Source organism: Halorhabdus utahensis DSM 12940, from assembly GCF_000023945.1.
Lineage (GTDB): Archaea > Halobacteriota > Halobacteria > Halobacteriales > Haloarculaceae > Halorhabdus > Halorhabdus utahensis.
Genome location: NC_013158.1, coordinates 595,580 through 620,684 on the forward strand (window position 1 = coordinate 595,580; position 25,105 = coordinate 620,684).

Here is a 25,105-nt window from a genome sequence, read left to right on the forward strand (position 1 = left end):
TGGCCCGGTAGGGTAGCTGGCCCTGCGGGCGGTTCGCGTACACAGTCCGGGTCGCTGTAGCCATCTCGGGCAGGCGAACAGCGAATGGGTATCCGATATCCGAGTTCGTGACCAACGCGGAGAAATCCACAGACGCCGAAACCGTGATTGGGGGGTTCGGGCGATGGCAACGGACAATAGCTAATCAGGCCGTCGTCGGCTGGGTTTTCCCACCCGAGAGTTCGACAACCGTCGGACTCAAGATATATCACTGAGACGTACGAGTGACCGAACGGAGGATCACAAAAATATGTCCACACCGATCGCTGGAGTCGGAATGACGAAGTTCGGCGAAATGGCCGACCGGACGGGTCGGGATCTGTTCGCCGAAGCCGGCGAGACAGCAATCGAAGACGCGGGAATCGACCGCGGAGAGATCGACGCGCTCTATCTCGGGAATTTCATGGGCGAACTCTCCGAGCGCCAGGGCCACATGGGTCCGTTGATGGCCAAAATGCTCGGGTTGGACGTCCCTGCGACGCGCGTCGAAAGCGCCTGTGCCTCGGGCGGGATGGCCGTCCGACAGGGCATTCAGGCTGTGCGTGCCGGCACTGCCGACGTCGTCCTCGTCGGCGGGGTCGAGCGGATGCACAACATGGGAACCACCGGCGCGACCGGCGGGCTCTCGGTCGCGGCCGACGATCTCTGGGAGATCAAACACGGGATCACCTTCCCCGGCGCGTACGCCCTGATGGCGAAGCGATACTTCGAGACCCACGGCGGCGACCGCGAGGATCTCGCCGAGGTCGCGGTCAAGAACCACGCGAACGCCGCGAACAACCCGCTTGCGCAGTACCAGACCGAGATCACGATCGAGAAGGTCCTCGACGCGTTCCCGGTCGCCGATCCGCTGGGGCTGTTCGACGCCAGTCCGATCACCGACGGCGCGGCCGCGGCGATCATCGTCAGCGAGGAGTACGCCGCCGAGCACGACCTCGACGCGCCGGTATCGATCACCGGAACCGGTCAGGGAACGGACGATCTCGCGCTGCAACACCGGGACTCGATCACCTGGACGCCCGCGACGGCCGACGCCGCCGAAGAAGCCTACGCCGACGCCGGCATCGACGCCGACGACGTCGACTTCCTCGAAGTCCACGACTGCTTTACGATCGCTGAAGTCCTGGCGCTCGAAGGATTGGGACTCTACGACGAAGGCGAAGCGATCACCGCCGCCCGCGAGGGCGAGACGACTGCCGACGGCGAGTTGCCCGTCAATCTCTCGGGCGGCCTGAAAGCCAAGGGGCACCCGGTCGGCGCGACCGGACTCGCTCAGATCAGCGAGATGACGAAGCTGTTCCGTGGCGATCACGTCAACAGTGACGCCGTGGAAGACGCCGAAGTCGGACTCACGCACAACGCCGGTGGGACAGTGGCTTCAGCTGTCGTGCACGTTCTGGAGGTGGAACAATGAGCGACGAAGTCCGTGACGATGGCTACGACGACTTCATGGACGCCTTGGAGGAGGGCGAGCCCTACTACGTCGAATGTGCGAACGGCCACGCTTCACTGCCGCCGCGGCGACTCTGCCCGGAATGTGCAACCGACGACCTCGGTGAGGCACCGCTGGCCGAGACCGGCGAGTTGCTGACGTACAACGTCACGCACGTCCCGACGCCGGAGTTCGCCGACGACGTGCCGTTCGTCCTCGGGATCGCCGAGTTCGGCGACGTCCGCCTGACCGGCCAGGTCCGCGCCGACAGCGAAGACGTGGAGGTCGGCGACACCGTCTCGATCGGTACTGACGTCAGCGAGACTGACGGCGAGCGCTACATCGCGTTCGATCTCGAATAACTCGGAGTCGGTCTTCGCTTCGGGTCGTGTCGACAGCGTGCAGATTTTCAGGACTCCGACGTTCCGCAACTACTTTGCTCCGTGCCGTCCCCTCCTCGCACATGAAGGTAGCCGGAATGGCCTCGAACAGAGGTCGCAACCTCATGAACCTCGCCGACCGCACGCCGGGTGGGGCCGAGTTGTCCGTCGTCCTGACGAACGACGCCGACGCACCGGTCCTGGAGAAAGCCGAAGAGCGCGGAATTCCCACCGAGGTCGTCGAACACGAGGCAAGTGAGTCACGTGAAGCACACGAACAGCGTGTCCTCGATGCACTCGCCGACTACGAGTTCGATCTGGTCGCCCTCGACGGATACATGCGGATCCTGACGGAGACGTTCCTCGAGGAGACACCGACGACACTGAACGTCCATCCCGCGCTCCTGCCTGCGTTTAAGGGCATGGACGTCCACGAGGACGTCCTCGAAGCGGGCGTCAGGATGACGGGCTGTACCGTCCACGTCGTGGACGAGAGCGTCGACGACGGCCCGATCGTCACCCAGGAGCCCGTCCCCGTTCGCGAGGGCGATACCGTCGAGGATCTCAAGGAGCGCGTCCTTTACGAGGGCGAGTTCACAGCCTATCCCCGTGCGATCCAGTGGTTCGCCGAGGATCGCGTCGAAATTGACTGGGAGGAAGGCACGGTCGCCATCGAGGGTGACGACGGCGGGGCCTACCCCGAGCGCCGGCTTGCGAGCGACGACCGTGTCCGGGAGTTGCGCTACGGCGAGAACCCCCATCAGGACGCCGCGCTGTACGCGGATCGAACCTGTGAGGAAGCGAACGTCGTCGACGCCCCCCAGCTCAACGACGGGGCGAAGGGGATGGGGTACAACAACTACAACGACACCGACGCGGCCCTCAACCTCGTCAAGGAATTCGACGAGCCCGCTTGCGCAGTCATCAAGCACACCAACCCGGCGGGCTGTGCGGTCGCCGACTCGATCAGCGAGGCCTACGCCGACGCCCTGGCGACCGATCCCAAGAGCGCCTTCGGCGGCATCGTCGCCCTCAACCGCGAGTGTGACGCCGCGACGGCCGAACAGATCATCGAATCGTTCAAGGAGGTCGTCGTCGCGCCGGGGTACACCGACGACGCGCTGGACGTACTCTTCGAGAAGGACAATCTCCGCGTGCTGGATGTTAGCAACCAGTACGAGCCAAGCGAGACTTTGACTGAGAAACCGATCGTCGGCGGCCGCCTCGTCCAGGATCGGGATCTCCAGACCGTCACCGAGGACGATCTGGAGGTCGTCACTGAACGGGAGCCGACCGACGAACAGCTCGAAGCGATGCGCTTTGCCTGGCAGACGATCAAACACGTCAAGTCCAACGCGATCGTCTTCGCAAAGGGGACAGAAACCGTCGGCGTCGGTGCGGGGCAGGTTTCGCGGGTCGATGCTGTCGAAATCGCGAAGATGAAAGCAGACAGCGACGCCGAGGGCAAGGACGCTGACGGGGCCGTGATGGCCTCAGACGCCTTCTTCCCGTTCCCGGACGGGATCGACGCGGCCGACGAGGCCGGTATCGAGGCAGTCATCCAGCCCGGGGGCAGCGTCAACGACGACGACGTGATCGAGCGCGCCGACGAACTCGACATCGCGATGGTGTTCACCGGCTCGCGTGCGTTCCGACACGACTGAAGCGGACGAAGTCACTCCACCTCGATCGTTGGACCACTGAGCCGGGCCAGCAGTTACCCGACGAACGCAACGGTGTGGCGTCCATCCCGTGCTGTAGAAATGCGATTGCTTTTAGGTGTTTGACGGGGAGTATAGGATAGACACATGAGAAAGCGAACGATCGCCCTGCTTGCCCTCCTCGGGCTCGTGGTCCTCGCGGGGTGTAGTGGGGAAACGACTGATACCGAGACGTCGATCGAGACAGACGGAACGCCGACCGACACATTCACCGATACGCCAACGCCGACAGAGACCGACACACCAACGGCGACAGAGACAGAGACGCCGACCGAGACGGAGACGCCCGACGAGACAACGGAGCAAGCGGATCCGTCTGGGTTGCAAGCCGATGTCGTCGCGGCGGCTGAGTCCGTCGAGTCCTATCACGTCTCCGCGAACACGACGATCGTCCAGGAGGCCAACAACCAGCGCCAGGAACAGATGATCAACTCCGAGGGGATGTTCGACCGGGCCAACGAACGACTGGTGATGAATCAAACCGTTCACGTCTCCGGAATAACCCAGAACATCAGTACGTACTTCCAGAACGGGACAGTCTACGAATTCAGTCCGACCTACGCCAGACAATACGGCTCTGAGTGGGTGACGCTCGACCCCGAGCCGGGCTTTTTCACCCAGCAGGACACACTGGCCCGCCAGCAGACGTTCCTCGCTAACGCCTCGGTTTCGAGGGCCGGCACCGAGACGATCGACGGCATCGAGACCCAGGTACTCGAAGCCGACGTCAACGAAACGGCGACGTCGGCCGCCATCGCGGCCCGATTGGGAGCCACGGGCAGCAATGTCGAGTACAACGTGACCAACGTTGACCAGCACCTCTGGATAGACACCGACACGAATCAGCCACTCCGGACAGCGTTCTCGATGAACGCCACCATCACCCAGGCCGGCCAGACGGTCGACCTGACGATGAACGCGGACATGCGGTTTACCTACGACGGCGAGGTCTCGATCACGATTCCCGAGGGTGCCGAATCGGCCGTCTCAATCGACTGAACGGGATCCAGATCCCGAGTCCGCCGGCTTTTATTGGGGCTGAATCCTTCGGGTCGAATGACCGGTATGACACGAGGTCTCCGTATTGTCGCCGTGGTTGTCGTCCTCCTGATTGCGGGCTGTCAGGCCCCCGTAATCGGTCCGGACGCGACCGAGACGGACCTGCCCGACTCGACGCAGACGGACGCGGACGTCGAGACGACAGAACCAGTGCCCACAGACGAGACGACACCGACCAGTACCGACGTGGCCGAAACAGAGACAGAGAAGACGACGACAGAACAGTGGGAAACGACGACAACGACGGCGACTGAGACGACTGAATCGACGGCGTCGAACGGGACGGACGGAACCAATTCGATCGCCGTCGAAGGTGGGAACCTCACTCTCTCCGCCGATCAGGTGTTCGCCGACGTCAAAGACGTGATGGCCGCCGATGTGACCCCGCCCCGGCAGGTCACCGTCTTCGAGAACGAGTCCGAAATGACGGCCACCCTCGGCGGAGGTGCGACCGGCGTTTCTCGATTCAACCGGATTCTCGGACTCCAGCCGGGCGAGGGACTGAACGGGACGGAGTTCGAGCGCATGGAGAACGGCCTCACGTTCAATACCGGGTTCATCTACATCGTGCAGAGTCCGGACGGTGATCCGGCAAGCACGGAGTGGGTCCTCGCCCACGAGTTCGGCCACTACGTCAATCTCCGACTGGATCGCGTGACTACACTGCAATCGAACCTCGGCCGGACCACCGACGAAAGCTACGTCGTGCGCGCGGTCCGCGAAGGGGCGACAGTCCTGACGACGGACGCCTATCTCGCCCGTCACGGCAACCGAACCGAGCCGACGGCCCCGCTGTACGACCAGCTGCTTGCGGCAGTGTCGCCGGGTGAGATTGACCGATACGGCTTCAGCCAGTACGCCTTCGGCCACCGGTACGTGGCCGACCGAATCGACGATCCGGCCGACCTCGATAGTGTCTTTGAGAATCCGCCACAAACCAGCGAACAGGTCATCCACGGGTACGCGCCGGATACGGAACCACCCGCGGAGCTGAACGTTACCGTCAATGCGAGCGGAGCCTGGCGGTCCGGCGGCTCCGATCGCCTCGGCGAGGCGTTCGTCCGGTACGCTCTGGAGAACGGCGTCGCCCCCGACCGGGCGGCTGAAGCGGCCGCCGGCTGGGGAGTCGATCGACTGCATTATCTCCGGCCGACGACAGGCGGCGATTCGAGTTACGCCTGGACGTTCCGATGGGACGACGCGGCGAACGCGACGGAGTTCGAGCGGACCATGCGGGACTCCCTCAAAGAGCGTGGTGACCGAACGGAGAACGCCTGGTCGCTCGGAAACGCCACGGCGACCCTCCACAGTCCAACCGACCGAACGACCGTGCTCCTGTTGGGCAACGAAAGCCTTGTCGACAACACGGCCGTCACGTCTCCGGACTCCGGACAGATACGGATCGAATTGCCGAAGGCGGACGACTGAGAAGCCCGAGCCCCGGATGTCAATCCGCTGTTTCGAGAGCCGACAGACTCCGATAACCTAAAACGCGCCGGACCGGTTCCCACAGATATGCACTATCACGAGGCCGCAAACTTTCTCTTCGATCTGCGGCGGTTTGCCCCCAGACCGGGGACTGACGCCACTCGCGAGTTACTTGCGGCACTGGACGATCCACACGAGTCGATCTCGGCCGTCCAGATCGCAGGGTCGAACGGCAAAGGCTCGACCGCACGGATGCTCGAAGCCGTCCTCAGAGAGGCGGGCCTCGACGTGGGGCTGTACACCTCGCCGCATCTCGACGACGTTCGCGAGCGCGTCCGGGTGAATGGCCGGAAGATTCCGAAAGCGGCGCTCGTCGAATTCATCGAGGAAGTCGAGCCCTACGCCACCGACCGGGCCGCCGCCGGCGACTCGCCGACGTTCTTCGAGACGCTGACCGCGCTGGCGTTCTGGGAGTTCGACCGCCAGAACGTCGACGTCGCCATCCTCGAAGTGGGGATCGGGGGACGCTACGACGCCACGAGCGTCGTCGACCCGATCGCGAGCGCCGTCACGAGCGTGACGCTCGAACACACCGACCTCCTGGGCGATACCGTCGACGAGATCGCCCGGGACAAGGCTGCCGTCGCCCCCGCGGACGCGCCGCTCGTGACCGCCGCGACCGGCGACGCGCTGGCAGCCATCCACGACGAAGTCGAGGACGTCATTCGTATAGGGAGCCCGGACGAGGACGCCGACCTGACGGTCGAGCACGGGGGACGCGACGGGATCGAGAGTCCGATCACGCTGTCCGGACAGGGGTTGGACGTCGAGACGCGACTCCCACTGCTGGGCGAGCATCAGGCACGCAACGCCGGTGTCGCGGCCGCCCTCGCACGACAGGTCGCCGATGTGACTGACGAAACACTTGCTACCGGCCTGCGTCGCGCCCACTGGCCGGGCCGGTTCGAGGTGCTGGATCGCGAGCCGCTGGTCGTCCTCGACGGCGCTCACAATCCCGGCGGCTGCGAACGCGTCGCCGAGACGCTCGACACCTTCGAGTACGACGAGTTGCACCTGGTCGTCGGCGCGATGTGTGACAAGGACCACCACGGCATCGCGGACGCGCTGCCGGCCCCCGATCACGTCACCGCCACCCACCCAGACGTCGACCGCGCCGAGGACGAGCAGGTAGTCGCCCACGCTTTCGAGTCCGAGACGGCTGCGGAGGTCCAGACGCGCTCGGACGTCGCGGGCGCGCTCGCAGATACGCTCGACGCAGCCGGGCCGGACGACGCCGTGCTCGTCTCGGGATCGCTCTATGCCGTCCGGGAGGCCCGAACGCGCTGGACACGGCCGAACGTCCCCAAGCGCGTCGAATCCATCGCGGACGCCGAGGATGTCCTCGAGGGATCCCACGTCACCGAGGCCGGCACCTGGCGGATGCGCGGCAAGGGCGTCCACCGCGTGCTCAAGACCCGCGTCCAGCCACGGCAGGCCCAGTATCTCAAGGAGGAACTGCTCTCACTCGGCGGGGAGTGTGCCGTTTCCGGCCTCGGGGACCAGGATCGCGAGCACGTCGACGCCGTCATGATGGGCACGCTCGCGCAGTTCAAGCGCCTCGCCGGGAAACTCGACGGCCAGCCCTACGGCCTCTCGCCCTTTGCCGACGAGATCAGAGAATCCCTCGAGATCGGCGTCGCCCCGGACGAGCGTGGATACCCCTGGGAGGACGGCACCGCGGTCATGGGCATCCTGAACGTCACGCCCGACAGCTTCCACGACGGCGGCGAGCACAACGCCGCCGACGAGGCGGTCGAGCGCGCCGAGGAGATGATCGATGCGGGCGTCGACATCGTCGACGTCGGCGGTGAGAGCACCCGCCCCGGGGCCGATCCGGTCCCCGCCGAGAAGGAACGCGATCGGGTCGTTCCAGTGATCGAGCGGCTCGCAAGCGAGGACATGACTATCTCGATCGACACGCGGAAGGTTCCCGTCGCCGAGGCCGCCCTGGAAGCCGGCGCGGACATCCTCAACGACGTCACCGGCCTCGACGACCCGGCGATGGCTCACCTCGCCGCCGAACACGACGTCCCCATCGTCGTCATGCACTCGATCGACACGCCGGTCGATCCAGACCACGACGTCCACTACGACGACGTCGTCGAGGACGTCATCGAGGAATTGACCGAGCGCGTCCTGCTGGCCGAGAAGGCCGGCCTGGATCGCTCACAGATCCTCGTCGACCCCGGCCTGGGCTTCGGGAAAACCGACGCCGAGAACTTCGAGGTTCTGGATCGCCTGGGGGAGTTCGAGGCGCTCGGCTGTCCGTTGCTGGTCGGCCACTCGCACAAGTCGATGTTCGAGATGATCGATCGAGGCCCGGATGAGCGTTACGAGCCCACGGTGGCGGCGACGGCACTCGCCGCGGAGCGCGGTGCGGACGTGATCCGGGTGCACGACGTGGCGGCGAACGTCGCAGCGGTCGACGTCGTTGAGGCGGCCGACGATCCGGGTTCGTTTGACGGCTAGAAGGACGCGTCAAAACAGCCCGTGTGATGCCTGGACCCGGCGATAGAGGTCGAGATACGACTCCAGGACGGCGTCGTTGTCGTAGGATTCGAAGGCGTCGTCGATCGTCCGGCGCTCGATGTCGCCGGCCGAGACGATCGCGTCGGCGAGTTCCTGAGGATCGGTCACGTGGAAACTCCGCGGATGGTTCTCGATCAACTCGTGCGCACTCGATTCGGCCTGGTACTCGACGATACCGACGCACCCTGCCGCGAGCGCCCAGAGCAACTCGCGGGCGAAGTGTTCGCGATAGGCGGTCTGGACGAACGTGTGGGCACCGCGGTAGATCGCGAGGCGTTCGGCGCGCGAGCACTCGCCGGCGAAGGTGATCCGGTCGTCGATCCGGAGGTCCGCGGCCTGGCGTTCGTAGTCCGCCCTGAGCGGCCCATCGCCGATGATCGTCGCGCTCCAGTCTCGATTGCGCAATTCCGCCAGCGCGAGCAACAGGCTCTCGACGTTGGCCGAGTCGTCGAGTCGGTGGGCGAAGGCGACGTCGGTCTCCTCGGCAGGCACCGTCTCGGAAACCAGCGAGAAGTCGATCGCGTCCGGAATCACCGTCGTTCGTTGGTCCGGGATTCCCTGCTCCCGGACGCGGGTCCTGACGAGTTCCGACGGCGTGATCACCGTCGTTGCCTCACGGAACGCCTGTCTGAGAAGGCGAGACTCCGAGAGCCCCTCGTCACCGTAATAGTCGATCACCAGCGGTGTACGCGCGAGCGTCCCACCCGCGCTTGCGGCGAACACCCCCGCCAGTGGATACAGACGGGCGTGAATCACGTCCGGGCGATAGCGAGCCAGCACGATGGGAAGCCGTGCGGCGAAGGAGGCGCGAGCGGGCGAGACGGTCACCGCGCGGTAGGTGAGTCCGTCTACCTCCCGGCGGTCGGCCGGGTCGTCCCACCAGGCCGCACAGAAGACGGTCACGTCGTGGCCGCGGTCGGCGAGGCTGCCTGCGAGACGCTCCAGGCGACGGTTCCCATCCGTGTCCCGATGACGGGCGGTCCGCATCGAGACAAAGGCGACCCGCATATCCGCGATGAGTACGCGGGGTGTCAAAAAGGCCCCGTCTTCCTCGGCGGGTCAGATGACGCCAGTGACTTCGGCCGCCTCGCGGGCAGCGGGTTCGCTCATCCCATTGCCGAGGATCGTATATCGGTCGCGGATCTCGTGGGCAGTGGTGAGCGCCTCGATCACGGTCGCCTCGTCGATGCCGAGTTCGTCGGCGGTCGTCGGCGCACCGATAGCCGCCAGGGCATCCCGAATATCGCGCCATTCGCCGTTCTCGCCGCTGTGGAGGTACTCGACCATGATCGAGCCGACGCCGACCTGGTGGCCGTGCAACGCGGCGTCCGGGACCAGCCGGTCGAGTTGGTGGGAGAAGAGGTGCTCGGCACCCGAGGCCGGTCGGGAACTGCCGGCGATCGACATGGCGACGCCCGAGGAGACCAGTGCCTTCACGACGACCCAGGCGGACTCCTCTAACCCCTGTTTGATGGAGTCAGCACGCTCGACGAGGAGTTCGGCAGTCATCCGTGCAAGCGCACCCGAGTACTCCGAGTAGTAGACGTTCTGAAGGCGCTGGGCGAGTTGCCAGTCCTTGACGGCCGTGTAATTCGAGATGATGTCCGCACAGCCTGCTGTCGTGAGCCGCCAGGGGGCGTCCGCGAGAATGCCAGTGTCGGCCACGACAGCGACTGGCGGGTTCGCCGCGACGCTGTGGCGAGTCCCGTCTTCGGGGACTGACGCGCGCCCGCTGACGATCCCGTCGTGGCTGGCGGCCGTCGGGACCGAGACAAACCCGACGCCGAGTTCGTCGGCAGCCATCTTCGTGAGATCGATCGGTTTCCCCCCGCCGACGCCGATCAGATAATCGACGTTCGCCTCCTCAGCGGCGTCGATGACGCGCTGGACGGCCGCGAAACTCGCCTCGTCGACGAGAACCTCCGCCGGCTCGTGGCCGCGGTCCGCGAACTGCTGGCGGACGGCGTTACCGGCCACTTCCCGCGGAATCTCGCCGGTCACGATCAGCGGTCTGCCCGTAAGGTGGAGTTCCTCGACTGCCTCGACAGTCCGATCGAGGACGTCGTGCCCGACGAGGACGTTCCGTGGCAGGCGGATCCACGTCGACTTCTCGAACATGTGAGCACACTCGCCGCGGGGCCTGATAATCCTTTGCGGTCGGCGTCTCGATGTCGGTCCGGGGACGGTCCGGTCGAACGAGCCTCGTTCCCAGCGCGTGGGATCCGGCCACGCGTCTTTATCCGTCCCGACCGATGCCCGGACGTATGGCAGACGACATAGTCGACCTGCTCGAACGGGCGTATCTCGACGAGATCGAAACGGCGATGAACTACCTCGCCAACGCGACGTACCTCGAAACCATCAGCGGCGAGACGGTCGCCGAGTCCCTGAAGGAAGACGTCGAGGAGGAACTCGACCACGCCGAGGAACTCGGCTACCGGCTCCGGTACTACGGCGAAGTGCCGCCCGCGTCGGCCGACTTCGAGGCGCGACAGGACTCGCTGCAGCCCCCCGAAGACGGGAGCGACGTCCTCGCCGTCGTCGAGGGCGTGATCGACGCCGAGGAGGACGCCATCGAGACCTACGAGGCGCTCATCGAGGCGGCCGTGGACGCGGACGATCCGGTGACCGAGGACCTTGCCGTTAAACTGCTCGCCGACGAACAGGCCCACCTCGCGGAGTTCCTGAGCTACCGGAAGGGACTGGAGTGAGCGGCCCGTCGACGTGACGGCCAGGCCGATAGTGAAACCGGGGGTGTGGCGCCCGACTGTCGGGTGGCACTCGTTTCGACGTCGGGGCTGCATCGCACCGCTCACCACATCGTTTTTTATCGACGCCGGCGAACCGTCGACCGATGCGCACCTTCGAAGGCGACACCGGCGAAGTGGTCCTACAGCTCGAACCGGGCGACAAAGCCTTAGAATCGATCGAGGCGGCGATCGACGAGCACGGCATCGACACCGGGTACGTCGCCTCCGGGATCGGCTCGCTGACGCAGTTGCACATCCACTACGTCTCGGGATACGACTCCTTCCCCGACTTCCCCGACGAGGACGAGGAGATCGACGAGTACGTCAAGGAGGAGGCGGCCTGGGAGGTCGGCTCGCTCCAGGGCGCGATCGCCGACGGCGAACCCCACCTCCACATCACGGCGTTCGACGCCGAGCGTGAGAAGATGCTGGCGGGCCACCTCGAACCCGACTCGATCGTCCACGCGCTGATGGAAATCGTCATCCAGCCGATCGAGGGCGTGGAGCTGACCCGTCGCCCCGAGCAGATGGACATCCCGATGCTCCAAGAGCGGTAAACGGCACGTCTGTCCCGAGCGTTGAAGATGGAGACGAGATCGTTCCGGGAACGGTTCCGACTACGCTCCGTGACCTGGTGGATGAGCCACTATTAACTGATAGGGAAGGTAACCGTCAATCTGTATGGACTTGAAGCGATACGCTTTCGTCGATCAGCCGCTCGCAGTTGCCCTCCGGATCGGTCCCCATGCCCTCTCCCTCGGCGGGTGTCTCCTCGGCATTCTGACCGTCGTTCCGGTGTCGAGTGTGGCCGGGATTCAAACCGGCCGTCTCGGGGCTGGCGCGTTTGCCCTGGCGCTCGCAGTCGTCGCGGGCACGGGGGTCGCCGATGACCGGTATCTCCGTCCCGTGGTGGCGACAGTCCTCGCGATCGCCCTGGGCACGATCGCGATCAGTCCGGACACGATCGTGGATGCCGCGACTGTAACCCAGATCACGATGACAGCCTACGTGGTCTGGATCGTCATCGGACAGCTGGCGAATATCGGCATGGACCAACGCGAGGATCCGGCCGTGGGCGATCATCCCAGAGACGAGTGGTCGGAGTAAGTGACGGAGTACGATCGGTCGCTACGGGTCCACGTTCGAATCGAACGGGTCAACGATGGGATCACGTCGGTAGTTTCGGCGACGGTGAGCCACGAGTACCTGAAAACAGCCTTCATTTCATCCCGTCTTCAACGACGCACGCCAAACGCGGCCCTGTGTTGTCCGAGACACGTCACTCCAGCGTGAAGTCGTGTTCGAGGCCGATCTTGTCGTAGTATTCACGGCGGTTGTCCTGGTCGTTTTCGAGAACCTCCCAGGCCGTCTCGGCGACCGTGCGGGCGTGTTCGATCGGGACCGTCACCACGCCGTCGCCGTCGGCGACCACGACGTCGCCGGGCCGAATCTGGCACCCGCTGATGTTGACCGGAACACCCTCCTCGGCGAGTTCGGCGCGACCGGGCGGGATCGTCTTGTTGACTTCCTTGCTGTAGACGGGGATGCCCTGCTTGATGACTTCGTCTGTGTCCCGGGGACCGCCGTCGGTCACGAGCCCGCGAACACCCTCGTTGACGAAGGTCAACAGATTGAACGACCCGAAGATCCCGACTTCCATGTCGTGGGCCTCGGCGACGAGGATGTCGCCCTCACGCATCGCGTCGGTGTCGGGGTCGGGTGACTTGTTCGTCCACCACTCGCCAGCCCATTCGTGATGAGAGGTCTGGAAGTCGAGTTCCTCGTAGTGGGGCAAGTCCCGGCGCTCGTTCGTCGGGAGATACCGGGCCGTGTACGCGAACCCGGTAATCTGGTGGGAGAAGTCCTCGACGTCGCGATACAGCGGCCCGATGTCGTTCGAGACGCGGTTCTGGTTGTGAAAGCCGTGATAGTCCAGGCCATCGGTGACGTCAGCGACGCGAAGGCCGTCGTACAGCTCGAGGATCTCCTCGCGCTCTTCGTCGGTCATCGCCTGCTGGGGGTTGTCGTCTCCCATGGCACTCCCTGACCACCAGACGAGGGTTAAGTGTTACTCCGGGTGTAATCAATCGAGAACGAGACGGTCACACTGGGGACACCGTCGCCCCGCTCAGCCCACCGCCGGTCACTGCACCAGCGGTTCGTTCGGCGTCTCCAGACTCGGCGGCAGGTCGGTCTCGCCGGTGAGATGCAGGTCGACGTGGCGAGCGACGTCCCGGCCGCTGCCGATGGCCCAGACGATCAGCGACGGCCCCATGTCGGCGTCGCCGGCGGCGAAGACGCCATCGACACTCGTCATCATGTCCTCGTCGGTCGCGAGCGTCCCATCGTCTTCGAGTTCAATGCCAAGCGGTTCGAATGGACTCGATTCGGGTGCTTCGAAGCCGACCGCGAGGATCACGAGGTCCGCGGGAATCTCCAGGTTGGCCTCGCTGACCTTCTTTTCGGGCGGTCCCTCGCCGCCCTCCTCCCAGATGACCCGATCTGCTTCCAGGGTGTCGACGACGCCGTCGCCGTCGGCGTCGACGAAGGCGTTGGTGTCGACGCAGTATTCCTCGATCGCCCCCTCCTCCTGGGCGTAGGTCTTCTTGTAGGTCTGGGGCTGGTCGGGCCAGGAATTTTCCGGCGGGCGCTCGACGGGCGGCTTGGGCAGGAGTTCGATCTGGACGACCTGGTCGGCCCCTTGCCGGTGGGCCGTCGCGACACAGTCCGCACCGGTATCGCCGCCGCCCAGCACGACCACGTCCTTGCCGTCGGCGTCGATATCGGGACCGGGGACGTCCTTGCGGGCATTGCGGCGGTTCTGCTGGGTCAGGTAGTCCATCGCGAAGTGGATGCCATCGAGATCACGGCCCGGCAGCGGGAGGTCGATCGGCTTCTGTGAGCCGACCGCGATGACCGAGGCATCAAAGTCCTCCTCGATCCGCTCGACGGGGACGTTGCCGCCGATTTCGGCGTTCGTCTCGAACGTAATGCCTTCCTCGCGGAGCTGGTCGACCCGCCGCTCGACGCGATCCTTGGCGAACTTCTGGTCAGGGATGCCATAGCGCATCAGCCCGCCGATCTCGTCCGCCCGTTCGAAGACGGTCACGTGGTGGCCGGCCCGATTCAGCTGCTGGGCCGCGGACAGTCCCGCCGGCCCGCTGCCGACGATCGCGACCTCGTAGTCGGTGCGCTGCTCGGGCGGTTCGGGCTGGATCCAGCCCTCCTCCCAACCGCGGTCGGCGATCGCTCGCTCGATCGACTTGATCGTCACCGGGTCGTCGTTGTACGCGAGCACGCAGGAGTTCTCACAGGGTGCGGGACAGTTGTAGCCCGTAAACTCGGGGAAGTTGTTGGTCGCGTGGAGGCGTTCGAGGGCGCGTTTCCAGTCGTCACGGTGGACCAGGTCGTTCCAGTCGGGGATGATGTTGCCGATCGGACACCCACCCATGCAGGTCGGCGTCCCACAATCCATGCAGCGCTCGCCCTGCTCGGCTAAGTGCTCGTCGTCCCACTTCTCGGCCCAGACCTCGTCGTAATCGTCTTTCCGCTCGTCGGGATCGCGCTTGCCGATCGGGCGACGACGGTGCTGTCGGTAGCCGCCGGGGTGGCGTTCGGTCATCAGTCGTCACCCTCCGTTGGGTACGTCGGGGTACTCGGCTGTGGCGGCGGCGACGCCCGGATGTCCTCGCCCTCGGCCAGGCGCTGCTCGACGACCGCGGCGTAGGCATCGGGCATCACCTTCACGAACTGCTCGACGTAGGTGTCCCAGTTGTCCAGGATCTCCGCGGCTCGATCGCTGTCCGTGTAGCGAGCGTGGTTCTCGACCAGCCGACGGATCATCCGACGGTCGCGCTCCTCGAGGGCTTCGAGGTGGACCATCTCCGTGTTGACTCGCTCCTCGAAGTCGCCGGCTTCGTCGAGGACGTACGCCTCGCCGCCGGACATGCCGGCCCCGAAGTTCTTGCCCGTCTCGCCGAGGATCACGGCGACGCCGCCGGTCATGTACTCACAGCCGTGGTCGCCGACACCCTCGACGACGGTCTTGACGCCGGAGTTGCGGACGGCAAAGCGTTCGCCGGCTCGGCCGTTGAAGTACGCCTCGCCGTCGGTCGCGCCATAGAGGGCGACGTTGCCGGTGACGACGTTCTCGCTCGCCTCGTAGCCGGCTTCGGCGGGCGTCTCGACGATCAACTTCCCGCCCGAGAGCCCCTTGCCGGCGTAGTCGTTGGTGTCGCCGGTCAGCGTGAGGGTCACGCCGCTGGCGAGGAACGCACCGAGGCTCTGGCCGCCCGTCCCCTCCAGATCCAGCGTGATCGTGTCGTCGTCGAGTCCGTCCTCGCCGTGGGCCTTCGAGATATCGGAACTCAGGATCGTCCCGACGGTCCGGGCTTCGTTACCGACCCGGGATTCGATCTCGACGTCCTCGCCGCGCTCGATGGCTGGCTCGGCCGCCTCGATGAACTCGTAGTCGACCTTCTCGTCGAGTTTGTGGTTCTGCTCGCGGGTCTTGACCGGGTCTTCGTCGGTGTCCGGCCGCCAGAGGAGTTCCGAGAGATCCATGTGTTCCGCCCGGGGATGGTCGACGTCCTTCTGGGCGAGCAAGTCCGTCCGGCCGATCAGTTCGTCCATCCGCTCGACGCCCAGTTCCGCCATGATCTCCCGGACTTCCCGGGCGATAAAGCGCATGTAGTTGGCGACAAATTCGGGGTCGCCGGGGAACTTCTCACGGAGCTCCTCGTCCTGGGTTGCGACGCCGACCGAACAGGTGTTGCAGTGGCATTTCCGCAGCATGATACAGCCACAGGTGATCAGCGGCGCGGTCCCGAAGCCGTACTCCTCGGCCCCCAGGAGGGCGGCCATCGCGACGTCACGGCCGGTCTTGAGCCCGCCGTCGACGCGGACGCGGATGCGCGACCGGAGGTCGTTTTCGAGCAGGACCTGGTTGGCTTCCGAGATCCCGAGTTCCCACGGGAGGCCGGCGTGTTTGATCGACGTCTTCGGCGACGCGCCGGTCCCGCCGTCGTGGCCCGAGATGAGGACGGCGTCGGCCTTGGCCTTCGAGACGCCGGCGGCGATGACGCCGACGCCGGCCTCGCTGACAAGCTTGACGTGGACGTCGGCGTCCGTGTTCGAGCACTTGAGATCGTGGATGAGCTGGGCGAGGTCCTCGATGGAGTAGATGTCGTGGTGGGGCGGCGGGCTGATCAGGGGTACACCAGGGGTCGTCGAGCGCGTCTCGGCGATCAACTCGTTGACCTTCTCCCCGGGCAGGTGCCCGCCCTCGCCGGGCTTTGAGCCCTGTGCCATCTTGATCTCCAGATGGTCGGCGTTGGCGAGGTAGTTCGACGTGACGCCGAAGCGGGCTGACGCGACTTGCTTGTCCGCACACTCACGTACAGTGTTGAACCGTTCGGTCGGTTCGCCGCCTTCGCCCGTCGATGCGAACCCGCCGACGCGGTTCATCCCCTCGGCGAGCGTCTCGTGTGCTTCCGGTGAAATCGACCCGAAGGACATCGAGGCGCTGAAAAATCGCTGGGTGATCTCCTCGACGGGCTGGACGTCTTCGAGCGGGATCGACTCCCGATCCTCGGTGTCGAACTCCAGGAGTCCCCGGAGGGTCTGGAGGCGCTCGGTCTGGTCGTTGATCATCTCGGCGAACTCCTCGTAGGCCTCGTAATCGCCGTGATTGGTGGCGTGCTGGAGCTTGCCGATGGTGCTCGGGTTCCACTGGTGGAACTCGCCGTCACGTCGCCAGTAGAACTCCCCGCCCTGATCGAGATCGAGGTTGCCCGCGACCGACTCCTCGAAGCCGTTCTCGTGACGGTCGAGGACGTCGGCCTCGAGCTGTTCGACGCCGATCCCCTCGGTCCGGTTTTCCGTGCCTTCGAAATACTCTTCGACGAAGTCCGAGGCGAGGCCGACAGCCTCGAAGATCTGTGCGCCCTTGTAACTCTCTAAGGTCGAGATGCCCATCTTGGCCATCACCTTCTGGAGGCCGTCCTCGACGGCGTGGCGGTACTGCGCGAGTGCCGCCTCCCGGTCGACGTCGATGACGCCCTCGTAGACCTGCTCCTCGATGGTCTCGTAGGCGAGATACGGGGTGATCGCGTCCGCGCCGTATCCCACGAGCGTGGCGAAGTGATGGACGGCGTTGGGCTGGCCGCTCTCGAGAACGATCCCGGCGTGGGTCCGCAGCCCCTCACGGACGAGGTGATGGTGGACGCCGCCGACCGCGAGCAGGCTCGGGATCGGCACCCGGTTGGGGCCCGTTGCCGTGTCCGAGAGCACCACGATCTCCGCGCCGCCCTCGATGGCGTCGACGGCTTCCCGGCGGACACGCTCGACGGCGGCCGCAAGCGACGTGGTTTCGGGATCGTACGTGATGTCGACAGTCGCCGAGCGGATGCCGTTTGTCTCGATCGCGCTGATCTTGGCTTGCTGGGCGCGCGTGAGGATCGGCGAATCCAACCCGAGTTGTCGGCAGTGTTCGGCTGTCTCCCCGAGGAGGTTGTGCTGTCGACCGAGGTGTTGCTCCAGAGAGGTGACCGTCTCCTCGCGAATGTAGTCGATCGGCGGGTTCGACACCTGGGCGAACAGCTGCTTGAAGTAGGTAAACAGCGTCTTGTTCCGGCTCGACAGGACCGACAGCGGCGTGTCGTTACCCATCGCGCCGATGGGGTCTTTCCCCTCGTCGGCCATCGGTTCGATCAGGCGCTCGACGTGATCGAGGGTGTACCCGAACGCCCGCTGGTATTTCGAAATATCCTGCTCGACGTAGGTCGGCGTCTCGGCGACGGCCTCCTCGACAGCGTCGAGCGTCACCCGGTTCTCGTCGAGCCACTCGCCGTACTTCTCGTCCGTGAGACGGTCGAAGATCTCGTCGTCGGGAACGATCCGCCCGGCATCGCCGTCGACGTAGAACATCTGGCCCGGTTCCAGACGGTCGGTTCGTTTGACGTTCGCGGCGTCGACTTCGAGCGCGCCGGTCTCGCTGGCCATGATAAGCCGGTCGTCCTCGGTGACGAGATACCGGGCCGGGCGTAGCCCATTGCGGTCGAGGATCGCACCGACGTCGTAGCCATCGGTGTAGGCGATGAGTGCGGGGCCGTCCCAGGGCTCATTGATCGTCGAGTGGTACTGGTAAAACTCCCGGCGGGCATCTTCGAGTCGGTCGTTGCCCTCCCAGGCCTCGGGCACGAGCATCCGGAGGGCGTGGGGCAGCGATCGCCCGCCCTCGACGAGCAGTTCGAGGACGTTGTCGACAACGGCTGTGTCGCTTTGGCCCTCTTCGGTGATCGGCTTGAGTTTCTCCAGATCGCTGCCGAAAATATCGCTCTGGAGGTCTGCTTCCCGGGCGTGCATCCAGTTGAGGTTGCCCCGGAGGGTGTTGATCTCGCCGTTGTGGATCATGTTGCGGTAGGGATGGGCGAGCTCCCACGCGCCGAGGGTGTTCGTCGAGAATCGCGAGTGGACGAACACCAGACTCGTTTCGACGCGTTCGTCGCCGAGATCCTCGTAATAGGTTCGGACCTGGCCGTTTGTCAGAAGCCCTTTGTAGACGACTTTCCGGCGGTCGAGCGAACAGATGTAGAATCGTTCGCTGCCGATCGGTTCCTGGGCTTCGACACGGCTCTCGATGACGTTCCGGAGGACGTACAGCGCCGTGTCGAGTTCCTCGGGACTGACGTCGGCTTGCGGTTTGACGAAGAACTGGGCGACGTCGGGTTCCGTCGCCAGTGCTGTCTCCCCTAGCCCGTCGTTGTTCGTCGGAACGTCCCGCCAGGCGACGACATCGAAGCCCTCGTCGGCTGCGGCAGTCTCGATGAGGGCCTGGAGTTCGTCAGGTTGCTTGTCTCGCGGCAGGAAGACCTGCCCGACACCGTATTCATCGAACCCGCCCAGTCCGTCGACTTCGTCGACGAAAAAGTCGTGTGGCTTCTGGATGAGAATGCCCGCGCCGTCGCCGGTGTTCTCTTCGGCACCGCGCGCCCCTCGATGGTCTAAGTTCTCGAGCAGCGAGAGTCCGTCCTCGACGAGTTCGTGTCCGCCGTCGCCGTCAAGATCGACGAGGACGCCGACACCACAGTTTGCCTTCTGTCTCGACCGGTCATGGAGACCCCGTTCCCGGTCGCTCACGAATGTCTCAGTCATCGTGTGAACTATTCGCAGGGACACGCATAAGCAGGGGGTTGCGCGCAGGAATTGCACACCCCTCGCTGCCACCCGGACGTGTGGAGTCCCTCCCGCTGTGGAAGTGGGTATTCGTCACGCTTCCCAGGGGAAAGCGACGTGATCGTCCATTCCTTTCGCGTCGGATTTGAATACATAATGATCGTCCCTGTCCCTCGGCCGCGGTCCGGATTCGACTTTCCAGTTACGGTTCGATCTGTTTCTCAAAGACTGTTCCCGGAAGGCCGTGCCAGTCGTCGGTACCGACAGCGGTGAATCCACAGGCCTCGAAGAACCCGGCGGATACCTCGGGCGCGACGGCTCGGAGGTGCGACCAGTTGTGGTCACCAGCATGGCGCTGGGCCGCTTCGAGCAGCGACCTCGCGAACCCCTCGCGCCGGTAGTCCGGGCTGGTGTATATGCCGTGAACGTTCCCGTCCTCGACGACCACGTAGCCGACAGACGTGATCGACGTCTCCGCCACCAGCACCGTCCCCGAGCCCTCGACCCACATCGGCAGCCGATCGTCAGGTGTCGCGACCAGGTCAGCAAAGCGCTCCCGGTCGTAGACATCGCTGCACGCCGCCTCGATCGCCTGCCGACGGAGTATCTCCAGACTGGGGACGTCCTCGCTGGCTGCCTCGCGTATCGTGATGGACATGTTGGATACCGTAACGCGCTCGACCCATTTATGTCATCGCCGCCACGCCGGCCGATAGCGGCGGCTCGGCGAGTCCGACTTCGGGCGAATCTACGATGGTAAATAGCCAAGGATATGCCGCCGTCTGCCGATCGTCCGACCCAAGTCTGACGCCCATTTATATGTATTCAAGGGCCAGAATCGAACGGGGGCACGCGAAATGTCACACGCTCCCTCCCCACTTTCGTCGCGGAGCGCACCCCGTGAGTCCTCAACTAGGTAGCACCAGCAACCCGAAACGGCTCACGGCACGATGGCGATCCAGGCCGACAGTGTAAACGCCGAGGCGACAGTCGAGAGAAAGACGAGGATCGACGCCAGCCGACGGTCGCCACCCATCTCGGTGACGTAGACGAACGTCGAGACGGCCGCGGGAGCGCCGAACATCACGACAGCGGTCCGGAGCGTCCAGAGGTCGGCACCCAGGGCGGCGTAGACCACCCAGGCGACCACCGGCATCACGAGGAGTTTCATCGCGAGTACTGGCCCGACGATCGAGCGATCGGCTTCCATGGACTGGAGCTGGATGGAGCCCCCGACACAGAGCAACGCGACCGGCAGCGCCGCCTCGGCGACCAGCGCGATCACGTCGGCCGGGATGCCGGTCACCGTCGCCGGCGAGCGCGAGACCGCAAGCCCGATGACGAGCGCGACGAGGACGGGGTTGGTGGCCAGTCTCCGGACTTCGCTACGGAAATTCCGGCTGTTGCCAGTCACCGCGACCAGGATCGAGACGGTCAGCGGGATCTGGACGAGCGCGCCCATCCCGAGGATGACGCTGCCGATCCCGGCCGCGCGTTCACCGAGCGCACTCGCGACCACCGGGAGGCCGATATAGCCCAGGTTCGTGTGATATGACTGGACCGTCGCGGCGGCCCGCGCCCCGTCGTCGTCGATCCGGCGGTGGACGAGCCACCCGACGCCGGCGGTTATTCCCAGGACGCCGACCAGCCCAACCAGCAGCGTCGGCGTGACGATCTCAGACAGCGGTTTGTCGTACGTCGAGTTGAACACGAGTGCCGGCAACACCACGTAGAAGGCGACACTGTTGAGCCACTCGACCCGCGTCGCGTCGAGGACGCCGACCCGCCGGAGCCCGACCCCCACGGTGAGCAAACCGATCATCACGGCCAGCCGCGTCAACACGTCCATCGGCACTCACTCATCCGTCAGCGCGCTTGTGTCTTTCCTGTCGGTACTGGTTTGGGATGAGATCACACCGAAAACGGGCACAACTGCGGGGATATCGGTCGACTCACGACGAGTTCCACTCGTCGTAGCGGTCGTGATCGAGGTCGAAGCGTTCGAGGATCTTCCCGACGACGTGATCGACGAAGTCCCCGGGTTCCTCGGGATCGAAATAAAAGCCGAGCATCGGCGGCACAACGTCGACGCCCAACTCGGCGAGTTTGGTCAGGTTCTCCAGATGTAGTTGACTCAACGGCGTCTCCCGGGGAACGACCACCAGCCGGCGGCGTTCCTTGAGACAAACATCGGCCGCCCGCGCGACGAGGTCATCCGACCGGCCGGTCGCCACGTCGGAGACGGTCGCCATCGACGCCGGGACGATCACCATGCCGTCGGCGTCGACCGACCCCGAAGCGATCGGCGCGTGGATGTCGCTCTCGCCGTACATCGCCGCTGACGCGTCCCGAAGCCGATCCATCGTCTCCTCGCGGGAGCCGGATTCGTGGGTCATCACCGATTCAGCAGCGTCGGTGACGACCGTGACCACCTCGGCGTGTTCGGCGAGCGCTTCGACCGTTCGAACGGCGATCGGAATGCCCGACGCGCCGGTGATCCCGACGATGACTCGCTCCATGCTCACACCCGCCTGATGGTGCCCGCGTCGGCGTCGACCGCGACGCGTTCCCCGTCTTCGAGCGTTTCCAGGTCCGCGTCGGGCGAGTCCAGGCAGGGAATCTCCCCGAGGATCGCCCCCGTGGCCACGATCGTCTCGGTCTCCTCGTTGACGATCGCGGCGGGTGCACAGTCGTTGTTCGCCAGCCCGTAGAGGACATACGAGCCCACCGTCGACCCTTTCCCCCGCGGGAAGACCAGGACTTTGCCCGCAATGTTCTCGCCCTCCAGGGGATGACCGTCCTCAATGAACTCGCCGGTGTCCGGCTCGACTGCGCCGTAGAAGCTGATCGGCACGTCGGAACGGAGGACTTCGCCGCGGCCCTGCCCCTCGGTGATCGGCTCGGCGTCGATCGCTCCTTCGGCCGCCGAGTCGCTCGATTCAGAACTCATCACTCTGTCACCTCCGCAAGGAGCGCCTCCTTGTCGTTGAACGCCACGTCCTGGTTGCAAAAGCCGGGGAGATACGTCGCGGCCTTCGCCGAGTCGGTCGCGCTGGACTCATAACCCAGCTCTTCGATTGGCGAGACGACGTTGCAGGTGTCCGCAAGGACTTTGCCGCCGGCTGCCTCGATCGTTTCAGTCAGCCCGTTCCGGTCGGCCCAGGTCTTGACCGACGCGCTCGTACAGACCCACAGATCGCTGGAGAGCGTCTTGCCCTCGACGGTCGCGGCCACGTCCTGGATCTCCTCGGGTGAGCAATGCGGACACCCGATGACCACGAGTTCGGGATCGTCGGCGGTCGTGAGTTCCTCGTATTCGGCCTGTAACTCGCCCTCGCCGAAGGTCGCCGTCTCGACGTTCTCGGGCGGCTCCATCTCGGTCGTGACACCCTCGACGAAGTGGAGCGCGACCGCGCCCGTGGCGGCCATCGCCGCCCCGAGGGCCTTCAGGTCGTCCGTCCCGCCCGAATTGATCCCCGTGAAGTAGGGCTTGCCGTCCTCGACGAGGCGCCCCGTCCAGGAGCCCAGCGCCGCGAAGTCGGCCTGGCTCTCGATGTTGGCCTCGACGTCGATCCGGAACGTCGGCTGGCGGTTTTCTTCCAGGTGGAGGCCGTATCTCGGCGTCCGACCCGTGATCGCCGCCGCCAGCGCGGAGGGGCCGCCCTCCCGATTGGTCTTCGCCCCAACCACGCTGTTGACGAAGGAGACGGCCGAGGATTCGGCCCAGGCGACGTGCTGGCCACGCCGCGGGAGATTGCCCGCGAGGTAGGGTGTACAGGTAAACGAGAGGACGATCCCCATCTCCTTGAGTGCATCCCGGATGCGTTTCTGTTTCTCGGCGAACGCCTCGTCGATGCCGAGTTCCTCCCAGCGCTCGAAGTCCATCCCGGCCGGGTTGGCGAACGTGGGAACCGACGCTTCCGCGCCTTCCTCCGCAAATCCCTCCAGGAACTCGACGCCGGGATCGCCGATCGACTTATAGGAAATGCCGGAGGCCTGGGCCGATTCGATCTCGATCATCTCCTCGGCCCCGTAGATATCGCCGAGCTTCACGAGCAGTTCCATCGCCTTCCGGACAGCGTCGTTGTCCGATTCGAGCAAGTCTTCCTCGTGTTGTGTCAGGTGCATGTGTCTCTCCGTTGGGTCACTGATAGTCCGCGAGATCTATCTCGTCGGCACCGGGAACGGTCACTTCCGCGAAGTCGGCCCGGTCCCGGTCGCCGGGCACGGTCGCGTCGACGATCCACTTCGCGAGCGTCCCCCGGTCGTAGTCCTGGGAGGGGTCCAGCGACGAGCCCTTGGCGTTCTCGATGACGGTGATGTCCTCGTCGGGTTGCATCCGCGTGGCGGTGGCCCACTCGACCGCGGTGGGATCGGCGGGGTCGATGTCGCTGTCGACGACGGTGACCTTCTTCATCGAAGGGTGGCCCGCCAGCGCGGCCATCCCGGCGTTTTTGGGGTCGCCTTCCGAGCGCTTCTCGAGCTGGACGACGCCGTGGAGCCACGAGCACCCGCCCGGCGTCAACACGACGTTCTCGACCGTCGGGACGGTGTTCTCGACGATCCGGTAGATCCGGGGCTCCTGGGGGATGCCCATGAGGTTGGCGTGTTCGGTGCGACCGGGGACGATGATCCGCGCGTAGGGATCGGGTCGCATGTAGAGGTCATCGACCTCGACGACGGGTTGCTGGCGCGTCCGATCCCACGTCCGCGAGAGGTCGACGAAAGGGCCTTCCTCGCTCCGCTCGTCGGTGATCGTCGCCCGCATGACGATCTCGGCGTCGGCCGGAACCTGGATTCCGTCGGCGTCGGCGGTCGCAAGCTCGCCATCCAGCAAGCGATTCGCCAGCGCGAGTTCGCTCTTCTCCGGCGCAAACGACGTGGCAGTCGCCAACTCGACTGCCGGATGGACGCCCATCACGATCGCCACGTCCAGCCCACCTTCCGTCCGGGAATACATATCGTGGAGGTGGCGTTCGACCAGCCGCATCACGAGTCGATTGCCTTCGTCGAACATCATCCGGTGGAACGAGCAGTTGGTGACGCCAGTTTCTGGATCCTCGGCGATCACGACCGAAGACGCGAAGTACTGGCGTTCGTGCTCGTCATAGAAGATCGGGATCGGGACGTGCTCGTCGATGGTCGGCTCGCTCGCGACGTGCTCGAAGGACGGGTCAGCCGTCTCTTCGACGGGCAGCGGCTCGTTCATCGCCGACCCCATCGCATCGACGATCGAGGCGGCCTCGACGCCGAGCGCCCACCCGATCATCTCCCGGGAGCCGAGCGTGTTGGCCACCGCGCGAACGTCAGGATACCCCTCGACATCCTCGAAGACAGTCGGCTGTGTCTCCTTCTGGACGGCCAGGGCCGGGAGTTCGAATCGGGGATCGACTGGATCGGTGAGTGTCGTCTGTGCTTCCTCCCGCAGAAAGTCTCGTAACCCCATCGTTGGCGGTGATTGCACGCCATCCTATTCATGTTCCGGGGCGCACTCCCGGAACGTGAGAATGCGTCTCGTCAGGCAGATGGCCG

Annotated in this window: 20 protein-coding genes; 9 read left to right on the forward strand and 11 right to left on the reverse strand. The window is 65.1% G+C overall.

What is annotated here, in order from left to right; all coding sequences use genetic code 11:
• Nucleotides 1-289 precede the first annotated feature (289 nt).
• The 6 genes from HUTA_RS02940 to folP all read left to right on the forward strand — a co-directional run bounded on the left by HUTA_RS02940 (nt 290) and on the right by folP (nt 8,588).
• On the forward strand, nt 290-1,453 hold the full coding sequence (locus HUTA_RS02940) for a thiolase domain-containing protein (protein WP_015788365.1): 1,164 nt from the start codon (nt 290-292) through the stop codon (nt 1,451-1,453).
• The gene (locus HUTA_RS02945; RefSeq protein ID WP_015788366.1) at nt 1,450-1,833 is read left to right on the forward strand and encodes a Zn-ribbon domain-containing OB-fold protein; all 384 of its coding nucleotides are present in this window, start codon (nt 1,450-1,452) and stop codon (nt 1,831-1,833) included. The genes HUTA_RS02940 and HUTA_RS02945 overlap by 4 nt, the downstream gene beginning before the upstream one ends.
• A gap of 101 nt (nt 1,834-1,934) precedes the next feature.
• Complete coding sequence (gene purH, locus HUTA_RS02950; RefSeq protein ID WP_015788367.1) at nt 1,935-3,515, forward strand: bifunctional phosphoribosylaminoimidazolecarboxamide formyltransferase/IMP cyclohydrolase; 1,581 nt, start codon at nt 1,935-1,937, stop codon at nt 3,513-3,515.
• A 144-nt stretch (nt 3,516-3,659) separates the two neighbouring features.
• Nucleotides 3,660-4,571: a DUF7537 family lipoprotein gene (locus tag HUTA_RS15740; RefSeq protein WP_015788368.1), complete on the forward strand. Its 912-nt coding sequence runs from the start codon at nt 3,660-3,662 to the stop codon at nt 4,569-4,571.
• A 66-nt stretch (nt 4,572-4,637) separates the two neighbouring features.
• The gene (locus HUTA_RS02960; RefSeq protein WP_143920318.1) at nt 4,638-6,059 is read left to right on the forward strand and encodes a hypothetical protein; all 1,422 of its coding nucleotides are present in this window, start codon (nt 4,638-4,640) and stop codon (nt 6,057-6,059) included.
• An 87-nt stretch (nt 6,060-6,146) separates the two neighbouring features.
• A complete protein-coding gene (gene folP / locus HUTA_RS02965; RefSeq protein ID WP_015788370.1) occupies nt 6,147-8,588 on the forward strand; it encodes a dihydropteroate synthase in 2,442 nt (813 codons plus the stop codon).
• A gap of 9 nt (nt 8,589-8,597) precedes the next feature.
• On the opposite strand, the gene HUTA_RS02970 is transcribed toward folP, so the two are convergent.
• Complete coding sequence (locus HUTA_RS02970) at nt 8,598-9,656, reverse strand: glycosyltransferase family 4 protein (RefSeq protein ID WP_015788371.1); 1,059 nt, start codon at nt 9,654-9,656, stop codon at nt 8,598-8,600.
• A gap of 51 nt (nt 9,657-9,707) precedes the next feature.
• Nucleotides 9,708-10,766: an NAD(P)-dependent glycerol-1-phosphate dehydrogenase gene (locus HUTA_RS02975; RefSeq protein WP_015788372.1), complete on the reverse strand. Its 1,059-nt coding sequence runs from the start codon at nt 10,764-10,766 to the stop codon at nt 9,708-9,710.
• A gap of 146 nt (nt 10,767-10,912) precedes the next feature.
• Here HUTA_RS02975 and HUTA_RS02980 point away from each other — a divergent pair, with 146 nt between their 5' ends.
• The 3 genes from HUTA_RS02980 (at nt 10,913) to HUTA_RS02990 (ending at nt 12,505) form a co-directional block, all read left to right on the forward strand.
• Complete coding sequence (locus HUTA_RS02980) at nt 10,913-11,359, forward strand: ferritin-like domain-containing protein (protein WP_015788373.1); 447 nt, start codon at nt 10,913-10,915, stop codon at nt 11,357-11,359.
• Between the two features lie 143 nt (nt 11,360-11,502).
• Nucleotides 11,503-11,955: a PPC domain-containing DNA-binding protein gene (locus HUTA_RS02985; RefSeq protein ID WP_015788374.1), complete on the forward strand. Its 453-nt coding sequence runs from the start codon at nt 11,503-11,505 to the stop codon at nt 11,953-11,955.
• 124 nt (nt 11,956-12,079) lie between these two features.
• Entirely contained in the window at nt 12,080-12,505 is a 426-nt protein-coding gene (locus HUTA_RS02990; RefSeq protein WP_015788375.1) for a hypothetical protein, read from the forward strand.
• A gap of 172 nt (nt 12,506-12,677) precedes the next feature.
• On the opposite strand, the gene HUTA_RS02995 is transcribed toward HUTA_RS02990, so the two are convergent.
• The 9 genes from HUTA_RS02995 to HUTA_RS03035 all read right to left on the reverse strand — a co-directional run bounded on the left by HUTA_RS02995 (nt 12,678) and on the right by HUTA_RS03035 (nt 25,019).
• Nucleotides 12,678-13,433, reverse strand: coding sequence for an RraA family protein (locus HUTA_RS02995; protein ID WP_015788376.1), 756 nt, complete (start codon nt 13,431-13,433; stop codon nt 12,678-12,680).
• 108 nt (nt 13,434-13,541) lie between these two features.
• Nucleotides 13,542-15,020 (reverse strand): glutamate synthase subunit beta, encoded by a 1,479-nt coding sequence (locus tag HUTA_RS03000; RefSeq protein WP_015788377.1) that lies wholly within the window; start codon nt 15,018-15,020, stop codon nt 13,542-13,544.
• A complete protein-coding gene (gene gltB / locus HUTA_RS03005) occupies nt 15,020-19,552 on the reverse strand; it encodes a glutamate synthase large subunit (RefSeq protein WP_015788378.1) in 4,533 nt (1,510 codons plus the stop codon). Before gltB ends, HUTA_RS03000 begins: the two co-directional genes overlap by 1 nt.
• A gap of 223 nt (nt 19,553-19,775) precedes the next feature.
• Nucleotides 19,776-20,231, reverse strand: coding sequence for a GNAT family N-acetyltransferase (locus HUTA_RS03010; RefSeq protein WP_015788379.1), 456 nt, complete (start codon nt 20,229-20,231; stop codon nt 19,776-19,778).
• Between the two features lie 282 nt (nt 20,232-20,513).
• A complete protein-coding gene (locus HUTA_RS03015; RefSeq protein ID WP_015788381.1) occupies nt 20,514-21,422 on the reverse strand; it encodes an AEC family transporter in 909 nt (302 codons plus the stop codon).
• 103 nt (nt 21,423-21,525) lie between these two features.
• Nucleotides 21,526-22,092, reverse strand: coding sequence for a UbiX family flavin prenyltransferase (locus HUTA_RS03020; RefSeq protein WP_015788382.1), 567 nt, complete (start codon nt 22,090-22,092; stop codon nt 21,526-21,528).
• 2 nt (nt 22,093-22,094) lie between these two features.
• Nucleotides 22,095-22,523, reverse strand: a complete 429-nt coding sequence (locus HUTA_RS03025) for an aconitase X swivel domain-containing protein (RefSeq protein ID WP_015788383.1) — start codon at nt 22,521-22,523, stop codon at nt 22,095-22,097.
• Nucleotides 22,523-23,701 (reverse strand): aconitase X, encoded by a 1,179-nt coding sequence (locus HUTA_RS03030; RefSeq protein ID WP_015788384.1) that lies wholly within the window; start codon nt 23,699-23,701, stop codon nt 22,523-22,525. The genes HUTA_RS03025 and HUTA_RS03030 overlap by 1 nt, the downstream gene beginning before the upstream one ends.
• A gap of 16 nt (nt 23,702-23,717) precedes the next feature.
• Nucleotides 23,718-25,019, reverse strand: coding sequence for a UbiD family decarboxylase (locus tag HUTA_RS03035; protein WP_015788385.1), 1,302 nt, complete (start codon nt 25,017-25,019; stop codon nt 23,718-23,720).
• Nucleotides 25,020-25,105 lie beyond the last annotated feature (86 nt).